Raw genomic sequence first — 19,888 nt, forward strand, 5'->3', positions numbered from 1 at the left:
GGCTTAGAAGCCAGTGCCCTGGGCGTTGGTGGCAATAACTGGTGGCCCACTGGCCGGGGTGATAGTGCAGCTGCTGAGCGTGACGCCCGTGGCATTTTGCAGCACCAAGCCGGTAGTAGCACTGATGCTGAGGTGCGAGAGGGTGAGGTTGCGCAGCAGCGAATTGGGCAGGCCCACGAGGCTACCTGCCGCCTTGGCCCCAGTAGCGGTTAGTTGGTCGATGGTCAGGTCGGTCACGCTGGGCACATCAGTTGGGTAGTTGCTATTAGTGTTGAGAGCGTAGTTGAGGTCGATAATCAGGGGGTTGGGCACGTTTGTTAGCGTCAGGTTGTGGTAGCTCAGGCCTTGCATCGGGCCCCCTAGGCCGGTTTCCGATTTCAGCCGAATGCCGTTGGTGGTGCCGATGAAGGTGCAGTTGCTCACCTGCACGTTGCGCACGCCCGACGAGGTTTCGCTGCCGATGCTCAGCCCGTGCCCATTCAGGAAGAGGCAATTGGTAATCACCACGTTCTGGCAGGGCGTGGCCAGGGCGCCACTGACCCGGCCGCCCTTGAGGGCGATGTTATCGTCGCCAGTATCGATGCGGCAGCCAGTGATAGTCACGCCGTCGCAGTTGGCCGGGTCGATGCCGTCGGTGTTGGGCGAGGTGGCGGGCGCCTTAATCTTGACGTTGGTAATCACTACGTGCTGACATTGGCTAGGTACTACGTGAAAGGAGGGCGAGTTAGTGAGCGTGAGGCCCGTCACGGTCAGGTTCTGGCACCCTGCGATGCCGATAAGGCGCGGGCGCACCAAGGCGCTGTTGGCCTGGAAAGCCGCCCACCACGCCGCGCCATTGCCATCGATGGTGCCTGCGCCGGTCAGGGCCACGTCGTGCAGGCCGGAGCCAGCGGGGCTATTCAGCAAGTTCAGCACCTTGCCGCCCACTACAAAGTCACTCATGGTCGGCGAAGCCAACAGCGTCGCCAACGAGTCGAGCTGCAGTGTCACGGCGCTGCGCACGTAAACGGGGCCGCTGGTGTAGGTACCCGGCCGCAGCACCAGCGTGCCCCCGCCGGCCGCGGCGCACGAGTCGATGGCTTGCTGCAGCGGAGCGGCTTGGTTGCTGCCATCGGCCCGCAGGCGTAGGTAGGCGGTGTGGGGTGGAAGCGGGTTGGCTGAGGCAGCTGGTGCTACCGAGGAGCGGGTGCAGCTAGCGGCTGCCAATGCCACCAAAAAAAATAGTGCAAAAGGCGTTTCCATGCTGCTAGATACCACCGCGCTTGTGAGCAAGATATGAGCCGGTTGCTACTAGCTGCTACCTTTGCCGCATGATGAAAAATCCTGCCCAATTGCTTTTTAATGCCGTGCTGCTGATTGCGGTAGCCGTGTTGTATTTCCTGCATTTCCGCCAGCCAGTGGCAACCGCGCCGGTAGCTGCCGCCGCGCCCATCGAAGCCCCGGCCCTTGACGCGCCCGCCGCCGATACGGCCGCCAGCACCCCGGCTACCACGGCCGCTGCCGAAGCTCCCGCGCCGGCCGTAGCCGCGGCGCCCGCCGGCCCGGCCCCCGCCGCCGGGGCCATCGTGTATGTAGAAATGGCCAAGCTGGTAGAGGGCTACCAGGGCGCCAAGGATGCCCGCCGCTCGTTTGAGGCCAAGGCCAAGGGCTGGCAAAGCCAGAACCAGGCGCTGGAAACCAGCTTCCGCTCGGCCGTGGAGCAGTACCAGAAAACTGCCGCCAGCCTCACCCCCGAGCAGCGTGCCGCCGCCGAGCAAAAGCTACAGGAGCAGCAGCAGCGCAGCGGCGTAGAGCAGCAAAAGATTCAGGCCCAGGCCCAGGAAGCCGACGCCAGGCTCACCCAGCAAGTGCTGGAAAGCGTGAGCAAAAAGATGGAAGCCTACGGTAAAAGCCACGGCTACAAGCTGATTCTCACCGCCACACCCAGCGGCGCCGTCGCCTACGGCCAAACCGGCCTCAACGTAACGGCCCCGGTGCTGAGCTACCTGAACGCGGAGTACCGCCGTAAATAGGACCGCAGATTTAACGGATTCAACGGATTTCGCCGATACGCTGGCTGCGCCAGCTGGCTACGCGAATGGGAGCACGAGCTTAGCTTGAATTCCTTCTCCATCCTCCCTAGGGTGTATGAAGCGAATAAAGCCGCTCTCCCATTCGCGTAGCCAGCTGGCGCAGCCAGCGTATCGGCGAAATCCGTTGAATCCGTTAAATCTGCGGTCTTACTCGGCGCCCGCGTCGGCGGCGCCTTCGGCCCCGCCGGGCGCGGTAGAGTCTATTTCTAGCACTACTTTGCCCAGCTGCTGGCTGGCGTCGAGGTAGCGCAGGGCCTGCTCGCCTTCTTCCAGCGCGAAAATTTTGTCTACTACCGGCACTAGTTGCTGGTCGGTAACCAGCTGCAGCATGGCATCGAAGTCCTGGTAGCTGCCCATGCTGGAGCCCAGCAAATCGAGCTGCTTCCAAAACACCTTGCCTGGCACTAGACCGTTGATAGGCCCTAGGGTGCCGCCGTAGCTCACGATGCGCCCGCCGGGGGCCGCGGCGTCCACCAACTGGTTGTAGGCCTCGCCGCCCGCACTCTCGATAATGACGTCGAAGCCGCCGCCCGCCTGTTGGGTCAGGGTTTTCACCCATTTCTCGGTGTTGTAGTTGATGCCGCCCTTCAGGCCGATACCCAGGCCTAAGGCACGGTTCAGCTTGTCGTCGCTGCCCGAGGTAACCCACACGTCGGCCCCGCGGGCCACGCAAAACTGGGCCGCCAGCAGCGCCACCCCGCCCCCAATGCCTGCCACCAGCACCCGCTCGCCAGCCTGCACCCGCGCCCGCCCAAAGGCTGCCCGGTAGGCCGTGAGGCCACCCAGCGGCAGGGCCGCTGCCTGCTCCCAACTCAAAAAATCGGGTTTCTGACGCAGGGCGTGGGCCGGCATCACAATGTACTCGGCAAAGGTGCCGGGGTCGGGCATGCCCAGTACCCGGAAGTCGGGGCCTTGCACGCGCTCGTTGTCGCCCCAAGCCAGGGCGGGGTAAATGATAACGCCCGCGCCTAGCTGCCAGCCCGTTACGCCCTCGCCCAGGGCGGCCACTTCGCCGCTACCGTCGGCCCCTAGGGTGCAGGGTAGCTTCAGGCCCGCGTACTGGCCCTTCTGAATCCAGACGTCGCGGTGGTTGAGGGCGGCGGCGCGCAGGCGTACCAATACCTCGCCGGGGCCGGGCTGGGGAGTAGGAATTTCGCGCACCACGGCGGGCTGGTGCGGGGCGTCTTGCTGCAAGGCGAGCATAAAAGCAGGGTTAGTAGTGGAAATGGAGGCTGATAACCACCAACTGCGCGTTTTGCTTTCGGGCAGCGCAATTCGCCCTGCAAAGGAATCAAAAAATATAAAGCTCAGGCGCCAGCTTTTAACGCAACGACCAGCCCTAGGCCGCGCGCCGCAGCGAAGCCATCACCGCCGGCCCGGCCAGCAGCAGGCCCACGGCCAGCCCGCCCAAGTGAGCACTGTTGTCGATATTGCCCGTGATGCCCGAAAGCAAGTTGCTCAGAATGAGGTAGCCCACCAGCCCCAGCATGGCCCGGCGGTCGTACTTGTCAAGCACAATCTGCCGGCTCAGCAGCAAGGCCAGCATCAGCCCATACAGCCCAAAAATGGCCCCGCTGGCCCCCGTCGAGTTGATGCCGCCCGCGTGGTACCACAGCGTGGCCAGGCAGCCGCCCACGCCGCTGGCCAGGTAGGCCGCCAGCAGCCGGCCACCGCCGGTGCGAGCCTCCAGCAGCAGCCCCAGCAGCCATAGGCTGGCCATATTGAGCAGCAAGTGGGTGATGCCGCCATGCACAAACAGGCTGGTAACTAAGCGCCAAGGTTGGCCATGCAGCGTGAGCGAGCTGACGTTGGAGCCCCAGCGCACTAGCTCGTGGCCGGTGGGCGCGGTGGCCGACACGCCGCTCAGCGTCATGGCCAGCCACACCAGCAGATTGAGGTCGATGAGCAGCGGCACCGCCCAGTACTGGCGCGTGGGCCAAAACAAGCCGCGCGCCAGCTGGCCTAGCGTCTGCAGCCAGGTTTCGGCGGGGGCCTCGGCCGGCGGCGGGGTGGGGCTAGGCGGGGCGGCTACCTCGGGCAGTAGCTGGCGGCGCTGCAGCTCGGCCACGGCCGCTGCCACTACGGCTGGCGGGTAGCCGCTGCCCGCGCGGGCCAGGTACAGCAGCTCGGCATCGGGGCGCTGGGCGAAGTGCGCGGCGGCCGCCTCGGGGGTTGATAAATCCATGCGCTAGGGTAACCGCGCGAGGTGGGTAGTGGGTTCGGCGGCCGGCTTGCCCTAGGGCTGCCCGCCGCCCGGCTAGCCGCCGCCAGCGCTACCAGCCGCCGCGAAGGCTGCGGCAAGTAACTACCTGGCTTGCAAGGTAGTTATTTCGTAGGCGCGGCCCGTGACGGGCGAAACTGCGGCCAGGTCGGCCATCCAGGCTTGCACATCCCCCGTGCGGTTGACCAACTCTTTGTCCGTCAAAAAACCTTTGTTGGCCAGCAAGTCGGGCAGCCGGGCCAGGATGTGCTGCTGGCTGCTGGCCACCTTGCCCATCAGTTCATACTGCTCTTGCAGCCGCGGGCCAAACTTGTAGCCGTACATGGCACCCTTGTTCCAGGCCCGCCAGTTTTCGCGCGCCAGCAGCGCCTGGCTGGCAAAGGCGGCTCCGGCCTTGCCCTGGTCGGCCAGCTGGGTGAGGTATTCCGACTGGGTTTCGGCTACCCAAAAGCGCCGGCTCATCTCCCGGAACTGCCGCAAGGGCTGGGCGTCTGCTTTTTCGGCGGCCGGTACTTTGGCCAACTGCTTGTCAACTAATGCTGTGATATTATACTCCGGCATGGCCGTAGTAGCCACCGCGTCGAGCTTCAGCGCATCGGGCGTCAGCCGGGCGGCGGCTCGCTTGGCCTCCGCCTGGGCTGCCCGCTCGTGCGCCGCCGACCAGCGGTATACCCCGAACCCGGCCGCTACGGCTAGTAAAATAAGCAGCGGTACCAGCCAGGGGCGCCGCCGGGCGGGCTCATCCAGGTAAGTGGCGGGGTAGTCCAGGGCCGGCGGCGGGGCAAAGGGCGCCGGCGTGGCGTAAACTGGGGCGGCCGGCGGGGTGGGCGCCGCGTTAGCCAGGGCGCTGGTGGTGGCAGCGGTGGCTGCAGCCTCGGCGGCATCTGGCATCGCCGCCGAAGACGATACTCTAGGGTCCTCGGCGGCGCGACGGGCCAGTTCGCGGCGGGCGGCCTCTACTAGCGCGGGCTGGTAAAGCTGCGGGTTATCAACAAAAAACTGCAGCTCGGCGTCAGTTTTGGTAAGCAGGGCGTCGGAAGGAGCGGACATTGGGAAAAGGGTAGGCCAACCGGCAAGCGCCGGCGCACGAGCCCCCAAGTTGCGCCAGAAAACCGAAACCCAACCACCCGCCGCACCCTGCGTACACCCAGGCATCATTTCTTCCTTCACCATTCCTTTCCCATGCCTACCACCCGCCCCGAAAAAGAACAGGCTACCGAGTCCATCCAGTCGGACGACTACCAGCCCCTAGGCCGCCAGGAGGCCCCCACTAGCCGCGAAGCCCTTTACGGCGGCAACGCCGACGATAACTCGGGCAGCGGTGGCAACGCCAGCCCGGCCAACCCCGACGCGCAAAAAGAAGTCCTCAACGACAAAGGCGACGAGCACAGTGGCAGCATTACGGGCGCGGGCGTCAGCGGCGGCACAGGCAGCAGCGGCGGCACCAGCATCGGCGAGGTAACGCTTTAATTTTATTAAATATGTAAATGTGCAAATGTGAAGAATGAGAAAATAGCCACATCGGCTTTGGTGCCTACCCATTCCTTCCTATCATTTTTCACATTTCTACATCCACTAATTTTCACATTAAGCTAATATGGTTTCCCCCAATCCCGCCCCCGACTCGGGCCGCCCCGGCCCCATTGAAGAAGACAAAACCGCTAGCACCGCCGGTCCCATCACCAACCAGCAGGCCGCTACCGACCGCGACCAGAACGCCAGCGGCAACCCCGAAACCGTGAGCCAGACCGACCTGGCTAGCAGCGACGGCGCCGGCATCCGCGGCGACTACGGCGACGCCGACCAAACCAACGGCCTGGAAGGCGGCGAGCAGCAGCCCACCGACGCCGCACCCGACCGCGCCGACCAAAACCCCACCAACGCCGCGCAAGACGGTGCGTAGCCTATTGACTTTGTAAGCTGGGCTACACACTGTCGTAGACGGCGAAGTTTTACTCAAAAAGGGCGGCCAAGCTGATATTTACTCAGCTTGGCCGCCCTTTTTAGTGCCGTCGGAGGCGGGTGTTACTGTGTCTTGTCAGTGGGCGAGGGCGTGTTAAGACCCAAGTTTTTGGTTTGCTCGGGGCTAGGCTGGTCGTTGCCGCCACCGTCGTAGCCGCCGGTGTAGGGGTTGGCGTCGGTGTCGGTTTGGCAGTCGTCGTGGCTTTCGCGGCCACCGCTGCCGCCCAGGCCGCCGCGGTAGCCGCTTTGTTCGTAGCCGCGGTCCTCATCGCCGTTGTCGGCGGCGCGACCTTGGCCCTGGCCTTGCCCCACGTCGCCAGCGGAGTCATTGGCGGCGCTTTGCTGGCGCTGTTGGTCGAACTGGGAGCCTAGGGGCTGGTTTACTTGCTGGCCGGCCGTGGCGGGGTCCTGGTCTTTATGGGTTTCGGCAATCACCGGCGACATATCCCGCGAGTCGTCGCGCGCGGAAGTTTCGGGGCTTTGGTCGGCGCCCAGCTGGGCCGGGTCGGTGGGCTGAGAGTGGTCGGGGGTAGGCTGGTTGGCAGTGGCCATGAGCGAGGGGAGGGGGAAAAGGTACCCGTGGCTATACCCCGGCCAAGGGCGGAAGGTTGGGCCCGGCCAGCGCCCCTAGGGGTGTCAGGCGGGCTTTTGGCGGCCGGTAGCTGAAAGCGGCCCGGCAGTCCGTTCTTTGTGCCTGTGTTGCGTACCCGCCCTTCTTTTTTTTGTGCTGTTTTTTGCTGGTTGCTGCTGGTAGGGGGGCTCGGCGCCCCGCTGGCCCGCGCCCAGGCTCACACCCTTACCGAGCTGGCTGCCAGGCAGGAGGCCGACGACGGCCCGCCCCCGCCCAAGCGCGAGCTGCGCGGCTTCTGGATTGCCACGGTGGGCAACATCGACTGGCCCAACCAGCGCGGCGAGGCGCCCGAGCAGTACCGGCGCGAGTACCGCCGCCTGCTCGACGCCGGCCAGCGCGCCGGCCTCAACGCGGTGTTCGTGCAGATTCGGCCCGCTTCGGACGCCTTTTACAAGTCGGGGCTGGAGCCCTGGAGCAAGTACCTGACCGGCCGCCAGGGCAAAGCCCCCGCCGGCGACGACGACCCGCTGCTGTTCCTCATCTCGGAGGCGCACCGCCACAACATGGAGTTTCACGCCTGGTTTAATCCCTACCGGGCCACCATGGATACCGTGACGCGCAGCCTGGGCGCCCTGCACCCCTACCGCCGCCACCCCGACTGGTTTATCCGCTACGCCAGCCAGTACTACTACAACCCCGGCCTGCCCGACGTGCGCCGCCACATCGAGCGCGTGATATTGGACGTGACGCGCCGCTACGACATTGACGGCGTGCACTTTGACGACTACTTCTACCCGTATCCCGAGCCGGGCTACACTTTCCACGACGAGGCCGCTTACAAGGCCAACAACCCTGACAGCCTGAGCCTGGGCGACTGGCGCCGCCGCAACGTGAACCTGCTGGTGCACGAGCTGCACGACAGCCTGCGCGCCACCAAGCGCTGGGTGAAGTTCGGCATCTCACCCTTCGGCGTGTGGATGAACAAGAGCGCCGACCCCCTAGGGTCGGATACCCGCGCCGGCCAGCCCAGCTACAGCAACCTCTACGCCGACTCGCGCCTGTGGCTGCAGCAGGGCTGGGTGGATTATATTTTGCCCCAGCTGTACTGGAGCACCCGGTTTCGGCTGGTGCCCTACGCCCCGCTGCTGGAGTGGTGGACGCGCAACCGCTTCGGGCGCCACCTCTACATCGGGCACGGCACCTACCGCATGTTCGAGAGCACCCGCTCGGACACGGCCTGGCGCAACCCGCGCGAGCTGCCCCGCCAGCTGCGCCTCAACCGCAGCTACCCCGAGGATGTGCAGGGCAGCGTGTTTTTCTCGGCCAAGTCGCTGGTGGGCAACCCCCTGCACAGCACCGACTCGCTGCGCCTCGACCTGTACCGCGCGCCGGCCCTGGTGCCCACCATGCCCTGGCTCGACAGCCTGGCCCCTAGGCCCGTGCGCCAGTTGCTGCTCAACCGCGTGGGCCCGCTGGCTACCCTCACCTGGACGCCCGACCCCCAGCCCGCCCCCGACGGCGACCGGGCCGCCTACTACGTGCTCTACCGCTTCGAGCGCGGCCAAGTGATGGGCCCCGACGACCCTAGGCGCATCCTGGCCATCATCCGGCCGCTGGCCCTAGGGCAGCCCGGTACCTACCAGGACACCACCGCCGTGCCCGGCACCGCCTACGCTTACTACCTCACTGCCGCCGACCGCCTGCACAATGAAAGCGCGCCGGTGCGCATCTTCAGCGAGGGCAAGCTGGCCAATGAAGTGCTGGCGGCTGCCCCGCCCACCGTGGCCCCGCCGGTAGCCGCCCGCCCCGCCCCGCGCCCTACCGCGCCGGTAGTGGTGGCTCCGCGCCCCCAGCCCCGCCCCGCCGCCGAGGAACCAGCCTACAAGGTGAAAACCAAGGAAAAGGAAAAGCCGCGCCGCCGTGGCTTCTTCGCCCGGCTGTTTGGCTTGCGCTAGGGTAGGGGCCCTAGGGCCCTGGTAGCTAAGAGAAGCTTGCCGCGGCAGTCTAGTAGCAAGTGAGGCCATGCGCTACCGCTTCAACTTGCGCAAGCCTACTGCCGCCGCGCTGGCTGCGCCCTAGGGTCCTGAGTGGCCAGCAAAAGAACCAGGTGCCCGGTTGCTTTTCCCGAAGCGGCCGGGCACCTTTGCGTTTGTACCCACCGCCGCCCCATGCCAGAACCCGCCGTGCTCGTGCCCGCCCCCCGTCTCGTCAGCCTCGACGTGTTTCGCGGCCTCACCGTCATGATGATGCTTATCGTGAACAACCCCGGCGACTGGGGCCACATCTACCCGCCCCTGGAGCACGCCACCTGGAACGGCTGCACGCCCACCGACCTGGTGTTTCCCTTCTTTTTGTTCATTGTGGGCGTGAGTTTAGCCTACGCGCTGGCGGGCGCCAAGGCGGCCGGCGCGCCCGCCGGGCCAGTGCTGGCCAAGGTGGCGCGGCGGGCGGCCATGCTCTTTGCCCTCGGGCTGCTCACCTCGCTCTACCCGCACTTCGGCTTCAGCACGGTGCGCATCTTGGGCGTGCTGCAACGCATTGCGCTGGTGTACTTTGGGGCGAGCGTGGTGTATATGCTCAGCAGCTGGCGCACCCAGGCGGCGCTAGTGCTGGTGCTGCTGGTGGGCTACGCGGTGCTGATGCAGCTGGTGCCCGTGCCCGGCACCGGCGTGCCCAGCCTGGCCCCCGAAACCAACCTCGGCGCCTGGCTCGACCGCACCATCCTCACCGAGCCGCACCTCTGGAAAACCTCCCGCACCTGGGACCCCGAAGGCTTGCTGGGCACCCTACCGGCCCTAGGCACCGGCCTACTGGGCGCCCTGGCTGGGCAGTGGCTGCGCACCACCCGCCCGCCCGGCGCCAAGCTAGGCGGCCTAGCGGTGGCCGGCGCGCTGGCCGTGGGCGCCGGCCTGCTCTGGAGCCAGTGGTTTCCCATCAACAAAGCACTTTGGACCAGCTCGTTCGTGCTCTTCACCGGCGGGCTGGCTGCGCTGCTGCTGGCGCTGCTCTACTGGCTTTGCGATGTGCAAGGTTCGCGCTGGTGGACGGCCGTGCCCGTGGCGGCCGGCGTCAATGCCATTGCCGTGTTCTTTGGCTCGGCCATCCTCTCGCGCACGCTGGGCTTGCTGCACCTGGCGGGCCCTAGGGGCCCGGTGGGCGGCCAGGAGTGGCTCTACCAGGGATATATAGCCCCGCATTTTCTCGACCCGCGCAATGCGTCGCTGGCCGGCGCGGTGGTATGTTTGCTCGTCTGGCTGGTGGCGCTGGTAGTGGTGCGCCGGCAGGGCTGGATTTGGAAAGTATAATGAGCAACAATGTTGCATTTTGAGCGAAGCTAATTTTGCATCTTTGTTGCAATTATTATATTACTCTGATTGCCAATCCATTCGTGCTATCCGCGCTCAGCATATCTCAGCGCTTTACCATCGCGCACCTCAGCGCTAACTTCCCGAGCGAAGCCCTCACCTCATGAAAATTCTCATCATTGGCGGCGGCAACATGGGCCTCACCTATGCCCGCAGCTTCGTGCGCGCCCACATCACCTCGCGCCTCGATTTGCGCCTGCTGGCCCGCTCGCCCGAGCGAGTAGCCACCTTAGCCGCCCACGAGGTAGGCACCGTGTGGGGCCGCCCCGAAGACTGCGTGCCGGGCGCCGACATTATTATCTTGGCCGTGAAGCCGCAGGATTCTCCCGCCCTGTTTGCGCAGCTGCAGGGCTTGGTGCAGCCCCAGCAGCTAGTGCTCAGCATCATGGCCGGCGTGCAAATAAATACCCTGCGCCAGGCCCTAGGCACGCCCAAAGTCATTCGGGCCATGCCCAACCTGCCCTCCCAAATCGGTATGGGCATGACGGCCTTTACCAGTACCGACGAGGTGACGCGCGCCGAGCTGGTGCAAGTGCAAAACCTGCTGAGCACCACCGGCAAAACGGTGTATGTAGAGCAGGAAAGCGCCATCGATGCCAGCACCGCCATCTCGGGTAGCGGCCCCGCCTACGTGTACTACTGCATGGAGGCCCTGATGGCCGCCGCCGCCCAAATGGGCTTCGCGCCCGCCGAGGCCGAGCTGCTGGTCAGCCAAACGTTTCGGGGCGCGGTGGAGCTGTATAGCCAGTCGGGCCTCAGCTGCCAGGACTGGATTGCCCGCGTAGCCAGCAAAGGCGGCACCACCGAGGCTGCCCTAGGGGCCTTTGGCCAAGGCGCGGTGCGCGAAGGCCTCATGGCCGGCGCCGAGGCTGCCCGCGCCCGCGCCGAGGCACTGGGCCGGCAGTAGGGCCATTTTTGGTTGCACAAGCGCAAACTGAACCTCAGGCTGACGATAGGAAGTATCTCTACCGCGTAATTGACTTTTGACGTAAGCCTGACTAGTGCGATAGAGATGCTTCCTATCGTCAGCCTGAGGTTCTTTTCTAGAAGCTTTTATGCAAAAAACAGCTTTACTCGCCGGCGCTACGGGCCTGGTAGGCAGTGCCTTGTTGCCGCTGCTGCTAGCCTCCGAGCGCTATGCCAAGGTGATAGTGGTGGGGCGCCGGCCAGTCAACGTCACCCACCCCAAGCTGGTGCAGGTCGTAACCGAGCTGGGCCAGCTCGAAGCCGTGCGCCTGCGCCTCATTGCCGACGACGTATACTGCTGCCTAGGCACTACCATGCGCCAAGCGGGCTCCAAAGCTGCTTTCTACGAAGTTGATTTTCTGTACGTAGTGAAGCTGGCGGCGCTGACGGCGGCCAACTTTGCCTCGCAGTTTCTGGTGGTTTCCGCCATGGGGGCCGATGCCGACTCGCGCTTCTACTACAACCGCGTGAAGGGCGAGATGGAAGCCGCTGTGCGCGAGGCACCCTTCCGCGCCATCCACATCTTCCGGCCTTCGCTGCTGCTGGGCGAGCGCCTGGCGCCGCGCCTGGGTGAGCGGCTGGGCGCCTTTTTTCTGAAATTGGCCGGCCCCTTACTGCGCGGCAGCTGGCGCCACTACCGCCCGGTGGCCGCCGCCACCGTGGCCCAGGCCATGCTGCGCGCCGCCGAAGACGATGGCGGCGGCATCCGGGTGCACGAGTCGGGCACGCTGTAGCTTGAAGGGTGGGGGAGGACCTAGGGCCGCGTTAAAAAAACAGCCCCGGCACCGCGAGGCACCAGGGCTGTTTTTTCGAGCAATTTGCCCAGCTACCAGCGGCCGTAGTAGCCACGGCCGTAGTAGGGGCGCGGGGCGTAGTACACTGGGCGGGGCGCATAGTACACCGGGCGCGGGGCATAGTACACGGGCGGCGCTACCACCGGCGGGGCGTAGTACACCGGCGCTGGGGCCACCACCACGGGCGGCGCGTAGTAGCGCGGGCGTGGGGCATAGTAGCGAGGACCCACCCCAATGCGGGCGCCAATAACAATTTGGGCCGAGGCAGTGCCGGCCGCAGCCAGGCTCAGTAGCAAAGCGAAGAACAAAGGACGGAGCGACATGGCGAAAGAGTGCTGGAACACGTTTGGGATGAGAAAAAGCGTAGATACTTAACGAAAAACCAAGTGGGCCGGATGGGATAGGCGAGGCCTAGCGCCCGCCCCGGCGCCCGCCGCCCCCACCACCGTGGAAGCCGCCACCATTGAAGCCACCCCGGTAGCCACCGCCGCCGCCGTGGAAGCCGGCATCACCGTGGTAGCCGCCGTAAAAGCGCGGCCGGGGATTGACGATAATCGGGCGGGGATTAACGATAACGGGCCCACCGTAGTAGCGCGGGCCGTAGCCGTAGCCGTAAGGGCGGCCATAGTAGCCGGGGCCGTAGCCGCCGTAGTAGGCCGGGCCCACGCCCACCCCCACGCTGGTGCCGCCATATACGCCAGGGGCGCAGCTGCTGAGCGTGAGGCCGAAGCCCAGCACCAGCACAAAAGCAAAAAACAGGTTGCGACGCATATAAATTAAGTGCCAAAGCACTCCCGTTTAACTGTGAATAGTATGAACTTGGACGAGGCCGCCCAGCGAAGGTTTAACAGCGGCAGTGCATAAAAAATGCCCTGCTTAAACCCGCTCGGCGCTGTCGCCCAACGCTGCTGTTATTACCAATACCTTGCCAAAAAATAAAGGTCAGTGGCTGAACCGGCTGCTGTTTGATTAAGCGCTGATAATCAAGAAGATTATTTTCAATAAAAAGGAATTTCAGACGCCCAAAATCGGTTGATAAAGTACGCCGATTAACGCTGTTCTTGCCATGAAAAACCCTGCCGAATACCTCGCCGGTCACGTCTTCGAAGCCCGCCGCCCGCGCCGCGAATTGCAGCCCGTCGTGACCGTGGCGGCGGCCGAGCAAGCCATTGCCCAGGCCCTGGCCGATGCCGAAAAATACAAGTATCTGCTGATGCGCGCCCTGCGCCACCACGCCGATGCGCAGGCTCCGGCCCTAGCCCCCGGCGCGCCCGAAACGCCGGTTATTCCCATGTATCCGGCGGGCCTGCCCGATGCCGCGGCGGCCGCCTAGCCCCACTAGCTATTTTCTTCGTTGCTGAAGCCGGCCTGCTTGCCTAAGCGGGTCGGCTTTATTGTTGCTAGCGCCCCTAGGGCGACCTTTGCGGGGCCGGGTGCTGCGGCTGGTAGCACCGCGGAATGCTTCACGTAGCTGCCTTTCATGCCTGCCTCCCTTTTGCTTTCGCTCGAAACGTCGTCGCCCATCTGCTCGGTGGCGCTGCACGAGGTGCCCACCGCCCGGCTGCTGGGCCACAGCGAGCTGCGCCTCGACAAGTCGCACTCCACCCACCTCACGGTGCTGGTACAGCAGCTGCTCGAAAATACTGGCCACGTCCTCGCCGACCTCGCCGCCGTGGCCGTGAGCGACGGGCCGGGTTCCTACACCGGCTTGCGCATTGGGGCGGCGGCGGCCAAGGGCCTGTGCTTTGCCCTCGATGTGCCGCTGCTGGCCGTGGGCACGCTGCCCGCGCTGGCCCACCAGGTGGCCGCCCGCACGCCCCGCGCCGAAGCCTACCTCTACGCGCCCATGCTCGACGCGCGCCGCCAGGAAGTGTACACTGCGCTGTACCGCGCCGACGGCACTAGCCTGCTGCCTCCCAGCAACTTAATTCTAGCCCCCGAGGCCTTGGCCGAACATTTAGCCCACCAGCCGGTGTTATGCTTCGGCTCGGGGGCCGCCAAGTTTCAGCCCCTGGTAGCCGCCAATCCCAACGCGCTTTTCCTGGCCGATGTGCAGCCCACTGCCGTTAGCACCGGCGAGCTGGCCCTAGGGGCCTACCAGCGCCAGGAGTTTCAGGACGTGGCCTACTACGAGCCGTTTTACTTGAAAGAAGTTTATACTACCACGCCTAAAACAGTTATCAGTTAACAGGCATCAGTTATCAGCTTTGTAGATTGATGCTGTTGAATGATAACTGATGCCTGTTAACTGATAACTGAAACTATGGAGCCTCTCTTCGTCAACCGCGTCGCCAGCAGCGGCCTCGTCACGCTCAACTTGGAAGAGTACATCCACCCCGGCGAGCGCGTGGTGTACGACATCAAGGACAACCTCTTTCACGGCCTGATGCTGCGCGAGAAGGACTTCCGCGAGTTCATTAAAACCCACGATTGGGCGCAGTATGCCGGCCAGAACGTAGCCATTATCTGCTCGGCCGACGCCATTGTGCCTACCTGGGCCTACATGCTGCTGGCTACCAAGCTGCAAGCCCACGCGCACCACTACGTCTTCGGCAGCCTAGAGGCCCTAGAGCAGTCGTTGTTCGAGCAGGCCATCGCCCGCCTCAATCCCGCCGACTATCAAGATGCCAAGCTGGTGGTTAAGGGTTGCGGCGACAAGCCCGTGCCCACGTTTGCCTACGTCGCCATTATGCAGCGCCTGTTGCCAGTGGCCGCCAGCATCATGTATGGCGAGCCATGCAGCACGGTGCCGCTCTACAAAAAGCCCAAGGCAGTAGCTGCAGCCGAGGCCTAGGGAACACGAGCTACTAGCGCATACATAAGGGGCGTCCCGCTTGGTCAAGTCGGACGCCCCTTATGTATACGGCTCTGGCCCGACCTTTGCCGCCGTGCAGTCTCAACCTTATAAACTGAATTTTCGTACCGGCGCCGCCATTGTCATTGCCAACATGGTGGGCACGGGCGTATTCACCAGCCTAGGCTTTCAGCTGCTAGGCATCCAGAGCGGGTTTGCGCTGCTGATGCTGTGGGTGGTAGGCGGCCTCATTGCCTTATGCGGGGCCGTGTGCTACGGTGAGCTGGCCGCCGCCCTGCCCCGCTCGGGCGGCGAGTACCACTACCTCAGCCAGATTTACCACCCCGCCCTCGGCTTTTTATCGGGCTGGGTATCAGCCACGGTGGGCTTTGCGGCACCCACGGCTCTGGCCGCCCTGGCACTGGGCCGCTATGCCCAAAGCGTGTGGCCCGCGCTGGCCACGCCGCTGCTGGCCGGCAGCAACTTTAGCGGGGCTAGCGCGCTGGCCGTGAGCGTGGTGCTGGTGCTGGCCCTGGTGCACGGCCGTAGCGCGCGGGCCGGCAGCCGAATGCAGGTGTTCGTCACTGCCATCAAAGTAGCAGTGCTGGTGGCGTTTATCGTTGTGGGGCTAGTAGCGGCCCACCCGCAGCCGCTGGCGTTTGGGCCCAGCGTGGCCGGCTGGCGGGCGCTGGCCAGCCCCACCTTCGCCGTGAGCCTAGTTTACGTCAGCTACGCCTATTCGGGCTGGAACGCGGCGGCCTACCTCACCGGCGAAATCGAGCAGCCGCAGCGCAACCTCTCGCGCATCCTGCTCAGCGGCACGGCCGTGGTGCTGCTGCTCTACGTGGGCCTCAACTTCGTTTTCCTGTATTCTACGCCCCTAGGCTGGCTGAAAGGGCAGCTTGAAGTCGGTTTCATCTCGGCCAACTACCTGTTTGGGCCCGCCTGGGGGCGCTTTGCGGGGGCCCTTATCGCGGCGCTGCTCGTCTCTACCATCAGCGCTATGGTGTTTGCCGGGCCGCGCATCGTGCAGGTAATGGGCGAGGACCTACCCGCCCTGCGCTGGCTAGCCGTGCGCACGCCAACTGGCATTCCGCGCCGGGCGCTGCTGCTGCAAGTGGCCATTACCCTGGTTTTTATTCTGAAGCCCGACTTTCAGGCCGTGCTGGTGTACGCGGGCTTCGTGCTCAACCTCTTCACTTTCCTCACGGTGCTGGGCGTGTTTGTGCTGCGCTGGCAGCAGCCGGGCCTGCCGCGCCCCTACCGCGCCTGGGGCTACCCCTTTACGCCCCTCATTTTCTTGGCCCTCAGCGCCTGGACGCTGGTTTTCATCATCAAAGACAAGCCCGTGGAGTCGCTCTACGGCCTGGCTACCGTGGCCAGCGGCCTGGCAGTTTACTTCCTGGCCCAAAAAGCCCGCCCCGCCCCTAGGTCTAAGCCCGCCGCCTAGGCCCCTCGCCGCCTGCTGAAGCTCGCCAGCTAACTTGGGTTACCTTCTCATTTCAGGCTGAATAAGAGGCCGTAAATTTGTTGGCCGCCCGTCGCGCGCCACTCCTATTCTTTCATGCGCTTCCCGAAGTTCTTAGTGCCAGCCTTGGGGTTGCTGGCCGCCTGCTCGCAGTCCACCCCCGAGCAGTCCGCCGCCACCCACTCCGAAACGATGGCCGATACGGCGGCCAATATGCCCGCTCCCTCGTCGGCCCCCAAAGCTGCCCCCGCCCCGGCCCCCGATACAGTAGCCGCCGACACACCAGCTACTGCGGATACGCTAGCTGCCACCCCAGCCCTAGCCCCGCCCGCCGCCGATAGCGCCCGCACGCAGTCCGTGGCCGATTTTCTGGCGGGCCTACCGCCCGCGCCTGGCACCGCGCCGGCCGCCCTGGCCGCGCAGCCCGCCTGGCAGGCCTTTGCCAAAGACCAAGATAAAAGCTGGGTTAAGTACCGCGCTACCCACACCAGCCGCATGGATAGTTGGGCCCGCACCGAGCTAGATTCCGTGCGCCAGGCTACTACCACGCTGTTTTATCCCTTCAGCGGCCCCGATTTTCTAAATGCCTACACCTTGTTTCCCGGCGCTCGCACCTACGTGCTGTTTGGGCTAGAGCCAGTGGGCAGCGTGCCTAGCCCCGCCAACCTCGAAAACCTGGCCTTGCTGCCCGCCGTCAAAAAATCACTCTGGTCGGTGCTCAATTTCAGTTTCTTCCGCACCAACGACATGGCCGTCGACCTTAAGTCAGTGAACCTCGATGGGGCCGTGCCGCTGCTTATGCTCTTTGCCGCCCGCACCGGCCACCAGGTGGAAGCCGTGCGCCCCGTGCAGCTTGATGCCCAGGGCCAGCTCCACGCCGTAACCGACACCACCCGCGCCCCCGGCTCCAAGACTATTGCGGGCACCGAGCTGACCCTGCGCGCGCCCGATGGCCGCCCCCAAACGCTCTACTACTTCTCGGCCGACCTGTCCGATTGGAAGCTCGGTACCAAGGATGCGCCACTGAAATACGTGCGCTCGCTCGGCCCGCTTACCACCTACGTGAAGTCGGCTACCTACCTCATGCACAAGTCGTACTTCTCAAAAATCCGCAACCTAGTGCTCGCCCGCAGCAACTACCTGCTGCAGGATGACAGCGGTATTGCCATGCGCTACTTCCCGAAGGCCACCTGGCAGTTCACTTACTACGGCACCTACAAGCGCCCTATCAACCTCTTTGCCAAGCAGTACCAGCCCGAGCTAACCACTGCCTACCACGACAGCCTTCGCCGCGTCCGCCCGCTGCCCTTCGGCACCGGCTACAACTGGCGCCAAACCGATAGCAACCTGCTGCTAGCCAAGCGCCGCACCCCCCTGGCACCCTAGGGCAGGCGGGCACTCCTAGGCCCGCTATTCTTTGCTAAAGCAGTTCCCGCCAGGCCGTGAGTCCCCGCTCACGGCCTTACCTTTTATACACTGTATATATACAGCATTACTTGCTGCCGCCATGCTCCGCTTTCTAATAGCCTTATTACTACTGAGCAGCGCCGCCCAGGCCCAAGATTCGCCGCTGCTCGACAGCCTATTGCGCAGTAGCCCTGCGCTTGCCACGGTGTTGGCTCACCCCGGCACCTACCAGCTCCAGCTTATTTATACCCGCATCGACCGCGATGCCAACAATGTCCCGCACTTCACCCAGCACACCTACCACCTCAATCCTCGCCAATACTTCAATCCCGCCAGCCTAGTCAAACTCCCTACTGCCCTGCTCGCCCTCGAAAAGCTGCATACCCTACCTGCCAGCGTCACCCGTAGCACCATTATGTCTACCGGGGTCGCTGGGCGTTGCCAAACGCCCGTGCCCTTCGCCGCTCCCGCCGATTCCGACCGCCAAGCCAACGTCGGCAACTACATCAAGCGAATGCTACTGGTGAGCGACAACCTAGCCTATAACCGCCTCTACGAGTTTGTGGGGCAGCAAACACTTAATACCCGCTTGCAGCAGCTTGGCTACGCGGGTAGCCGCATCGTGCGCCGCTTTGCGCCCTGCGACACGGCGGCCAACCGCTTCACCAATCCCATTGCCTTTCACACTGCCAATGGCGATACGCTCTATAAACAGCCCGCGCAAGCGAATCCGCACACCCCCGTGCCTCCCCTAGGGCCCGTCTATGCCGGTAGGGCTTACCAAGTAGGCCGGCGAATCATTCACCAGCCCTACAACTTCACGACTGCTAATAACCTGCCCTTATCCAATATCACTGCGCTGTTGCAAACTGCCCTTTTCCCCGAATCGGTACCCCTAGCCCAGCGCCCCCACCTCACACCGGCTGATTATGCCTTTCTACGGCAGTATCTGCACCTCACACCCCACGCCAGCCACTACTCGGCTTATAGCGCGCCTAGTTACTTCGACGCCTACAAGAAGTACCTCTATTATGGCCGCCGCCCCGAAGCCCAGCTCCAGCCAGGCCTGCGCATCTTCAACATCGTGGGCATGTCGCACGGCTACCTCGCCGACGTAGCCTACTTCGCCGACTCCCTCCACCACGCTGAGTTCCTGCTCAGCGCCGTTCTCTACGTCAACCGCGACGGCATTATCAACGACGGCAACTACGAGTACGACAGCATCGGCCTGCCCTTTTTGGCTCAGCTGGGCCAGCTTTTCGCCCGCTACGAAGCCCAGCGTCCCCGCCGCTACCGCCCCAACCTAGAACTGTTTTTCCAACCTGCCCCCTAGCTACCCGGCTTCACGCAACTTTTTTTGATTCCTAACCTCTTCATTTCAAAGCCCCTCACCCTAGGCTCCTAACTTAGATAGTAGAAAAAATGCCCATAGCCTTTGCATTGCCAGACAGTCACGCTACTTTTGCACTCCCAAATCGAACGGATGTGGGCACTAAAAGAATGGAAAGAAAAACTCTTAGAAATTCTTTTGCCGAATCAAAAATCTTTTCTGTATCTTTGCACCCCGTTTCAATTACGGCTCATCGGATACGCCGAAGAGAAGCTTGAAAAGCTCAAAAGTTTTTAGACTGAAATTTGGAAAGTCAAAAAACTTTCTTACCTTTGCACTCCCAAACAGAATAAAGATTCTGAAAACCGAAGCGAAACAAGTTGTTTATTAACAAGTTAGCTTCCTGATTCGCTTTAATCGAAAGCGAATAAGCACTGAAAAGCTCACGAAAATCCTCAAAAATTTTCACTAAAAGTTTGAAAGTCGAAAAAAAGCTCTTACCTTTGCACCGCGCTTCAATCGGAAGCTACTGCAAACAAGTCGGGTTGAAAAGTTCTAAAAATTTTTCACTTAAAACTTGCAAAATAAAGATTCTTGCTTACCTTTGCACTCCCAATTAAAATAGAGAGCTGCAAACAGCAAGAAAGGGTAGCCTAGTATACCCGCCAAGTTGCTTCAATTGGAAGCGACAAACGTTCTTTGAATGATGGAAACAAACGAATAGTGAGGTATCACTAAGTAAGCCTAGCTTATAAATGTGATATGCCAAACGACACGAATTATAACTAACGTCAAATACGTGAGCAAAGTCAGCCCTCAACATCATCCTTTTTTCGAGAAGGAGTAGAGAAACATTTTACAATGGAGAGTTTGATCCTGGCTCAGGATGAACGCTAGCGGCAGGCCTAATACATGCAAGTCGAACGGTTGGTAGCAAT

General features: G+C 63.1%; 20 protein-coding genes and 1 rRNA gene. 14 read left to right on the forward strand and 7 right to left on the reverse strand.

What is annotated here, in order from left to right; translation table 11 throughout:
• Positions 1–3: 3 nt before the first annotated feature.
• Positions 4–1,242: a glycoside hydrolase family 28 protein gene (locus HHL22_RS21715; protein WP_169533468.1), complete on the reverse strand. Its 1,239-nt coding sequence runs from the start codon at positions 1,240–1,242 to the stop codon at positions 4–6.
• Between the two features lie 68 nt (positions 1,243–1,310).
• Between HHL22_RS21715 and HHL22_RS21720 the strand changes: the two genes are divergently transcribed.
• Positions 1,311–2,012, forward strand: coding sequence for an OmpH family outer membrane protein (locus HHL22_RS21720; RefSeq protein WP_169533469.1), 702 nt, complete (start codon positions 1,311–1,313; stop codon positions 2,010–2,012).
• A gap of 207 nt (positions 2,013–2,219) precedes the next feature.
• Here HHL22_RS21720 and HHL22_RS21725 read toward each other — a convergent pair whose 3' ends face one another.
• The 3 genes from HHL22_RS21725 to HHL22_RS21735 form a co-directional block, all read right to left on the reverse strand.
• Complete coding sequence (locus HHL22_RS21725) at positions 2,220–3,275, reverse strand: zinc-binding dehydrogenase (protein ID WP_169533470.1); 1,056 nt, start codon at positions 3,273–3,275, stop codon at positions 2,220–2,222.
• A 136-nt stretch (positions 3,276–3,411) separates the two neighbouring features.
• Positions 3,412–4,257, reverse strand: a complete 846-nt coding sequence (locus HHL22_RS21730; protein ID WP_169533471.1) for a rhomboid family intramembrane serine protease — start codon at positions 4,255–4,257, stop codon at positions 3,412–3,414.
• 120 nt (positions 4,258–4,377) lie between these two features.
• The gene (locus HHL22_RS21735) at positions 4,378–5,343 is read right to left on the reverse strand and encodes a hypothetical protein (protein ID WP_169533472.1); all 966 of its coding nucleotides are present in this window, start codon (positions 5,341–5,343) and stop codon (positions 4,378–4,380) included.
• Positions 5,344–5,475: 132 nt separating this feature from the next.
• Here HHL22_RS21735 and HHL22_RS21740 point away from each other — a divergent pair, with 132 nt between their 5' ends.
• Both HHL22_RS21740 and HHL22_RS21745 read left to right on the forward strand, forming a co-directional pair.
• Complete coding sequence (locus HHL22_RS21740) at positions 5,476–5,763, forward strand: hypothetical protein (RefSeq protein ID WP_169533473.1); 288 nt, start codon at positions 5,476–5,478, stop codon at positions 5,761–5,763.
• A gap of 127 nt (positions 5,764–5,890) precedes the next feature.
• A complete protein-coding gene (locus tag HHL22_RS21745) occupies positions 5,891–6,196 on the forward strand; it encodes a hypothetical protein (RefSeq protein WP_169533474.1) in 306 nt (101 codons plus the stop codon).
• 122 nt (positions 6,197–6,318) lie between these two features.
• Here HHL22_RS21745 and HHL22_RS21750 read toward each other — a convergent pair whose 3' ends face one another.
• Positions 6,319–6,807, reverse strand: a complete 489-nt coding sequence (locus tag HHL22_RS21750; RefSeq protein ID WP_169533475.1) for a hypothetical protein — start codon at positions 6,805–6,807, stop codon at positions 6,319–6,321.
• A gap of 189 nt (positions 6,808–6,996) precedes the next feature.
• Between HHL22_RS21750 and HHL22_RS21755 the strand changes: the two genes are divergently transcribed.
• The 4 genes from HHL22_RS21755 (at position 6,997) to HHL22_RS21770 (ending at position 11,891) form a co-directional block, all read left to right on the forward strand.
• The gene (locus HHL22_RS21755) at positions 6,997–8,781 is read left to right on the forward strand and encodes a glycoside hydrolase family 10 protein (RefSeq protein WP_169533476.1); all 1,785 of its coding nucleotides are present in this window, start codon (positions 6,997–6,999) and stop codon (positions 8,779–8,781) included.
• Between the two features lie 213 nt (positions 8,782–8,994).
• A complete protein-coding gene (locus HHL22_RS21760; RefSeq protein WP_169533477.1) occupies positions 8,995–10,131 on the forward strand; it encodes an acyltransferase family protein in 1,137 nt (378 codons plus the stop codon).
• A gap of 163 nt (positions 10,132–10,294) precedes the next feature.
• Positions 10,295–11,098, forward strand: a complete 804-nt coding sequence (gene proC / locus HHL22_RS21765; protein WP_169533478.1) for a pyrroline-5-carboxylate reductase — start codon at positions 10,295–10,297, stop codon at positions 11,096–11,098.
• Between the two features lie 148 nt (positions 11,099–11,246).
• Positions 11,247–11,891, forward strand: a complete 645-nt coding sequence (locus HHL22_RS21770; RefSeq protein WP_169533479.1) for an NAD-dependent epimerase/dehydratase family protein — start codon at positions 11,247–11,249, stop codon at positions 11,889–11,891.
• 92 nt (positions 11,892–11,983) lie between these two features.
• Here the strand turns inward: HHL22_RS21770 and HHL22_RS21775 are convergent, their stop codons facing one another.
• Positions 11,984–12,274: a hypothetical protein gene (locus HHL22_RS21775; protein WP_169533480.1), complete on the reverse strand. Its 291-nt coding sequence runs from the start codon at positions 12,272–12,274 to the stop codon at positions 11,984–11,986.
• Positions 12,275–12,362: 88 nt separating this feature from the next.
• Entirely contained in the window at positions 12,363–12,722 is a 360-nt protein-coding gene (locus HHL22_RS21780) for a hypothetical protein (protein ID WP_195809344.1), read from the reverse strand.
• Between the two features lie 295 nt (positions 12,723–13,017).
• On the opposite strand from HHL22_RS21780, the gene HHL22_RS21785 reads away from it, so the two are divergent.
• From HHL22_RS21785 to HHL22_RS21815, 7 genes are all read left to right on the forward strand, one after another.
• The gene (locus HHL22_RS21785; protein ID WP_169533481.1) at positions 13,018–13,284 is read left to right on the forward strand and encodes a hypothetical protein; all 267 of its coding nucleotides are present in this window, start codon (positions 13,018–13,020) and stop codon (positions 13,282–13,284) included.
• A gap of 147 nt (positions 13,285–13,431) precedes the next feature.
• Positions 13,432–14,139, forward strand: a complete 708-nt coding sequence (tsaB, locus tag HHL22_RS21790; RefSeq protein WP_169533482.1) for a tRNA (adenosine(37)-N6)-threonylcarbamoyltransferase complex dimerization subunit type 1 TsaB — start codon at positions 13,432–13,434, stop codon at positions 14,137–14,139.
• A 75-nt stretch (positions 14,140–14,214) separates the two neighbouring features.
• Positions 14,215–14,745, forward strand: coding sequence for a DUF2480 family protein (locus tag HHL22_RS21795; protein WP_169533483.1), 531 nt, complete (start codon positions 14,215–14,217; stop codon positions 14,743–14,745).
• A gap of 94 nt (positions 14,746–14,839) precedes the next feature.
• Positions 14,840–16,195, forward strand: a complete 1,356-nt coding sequence (locus HHL22_RS21800; RefSeq protein ID WP_317172719.1) for an APC family permease — start codon at positions 14,840–14,842, stop codon at positions 16,193–16,195.
• Positions 16,196–16,309: 114 nt separating this feature from the next.
• The gene (locus HHL22_RS21805) at positions 16,310–17,599 is read left to right on the forward strand and encodes a hypothetical protein (RefSeq protein WP_169533484.1); all 1,290 of its coding nucleotides are present in this window, start codon (positions 16,310–16,312) and stop codon (positions 17,597–17,599) included.
• A 121-nt stretch (positions 17,600–17,720) separates the two neighbouring features.
• Positions 17,721–18,953, forward strand: coding sequence for a serine hydrolase (locus HHL22_RS21810; RefSeq protein WP_169533485.1), 1,233 nt, complete (start codon positions 17,721–17,723; stop codon positions 18,951–18,953).
• 855 nt (positions 18,954–19,808) lie between these two features.
• Positions 19,809–19,888, forward strand: a 16S ribosomal RNA gene (locus HHL22_RS21815); the annotation flags it as partial.

It is taken from the genome of Hymenobacter polaris (genome assembly GCF_012927305.1).
Lineage (GTDB): Bacteria > Bacteroidota > Bacteroidia > Cytophagales > Hymenobacteraceae > Hymenobacter > Hymenobacter polaris.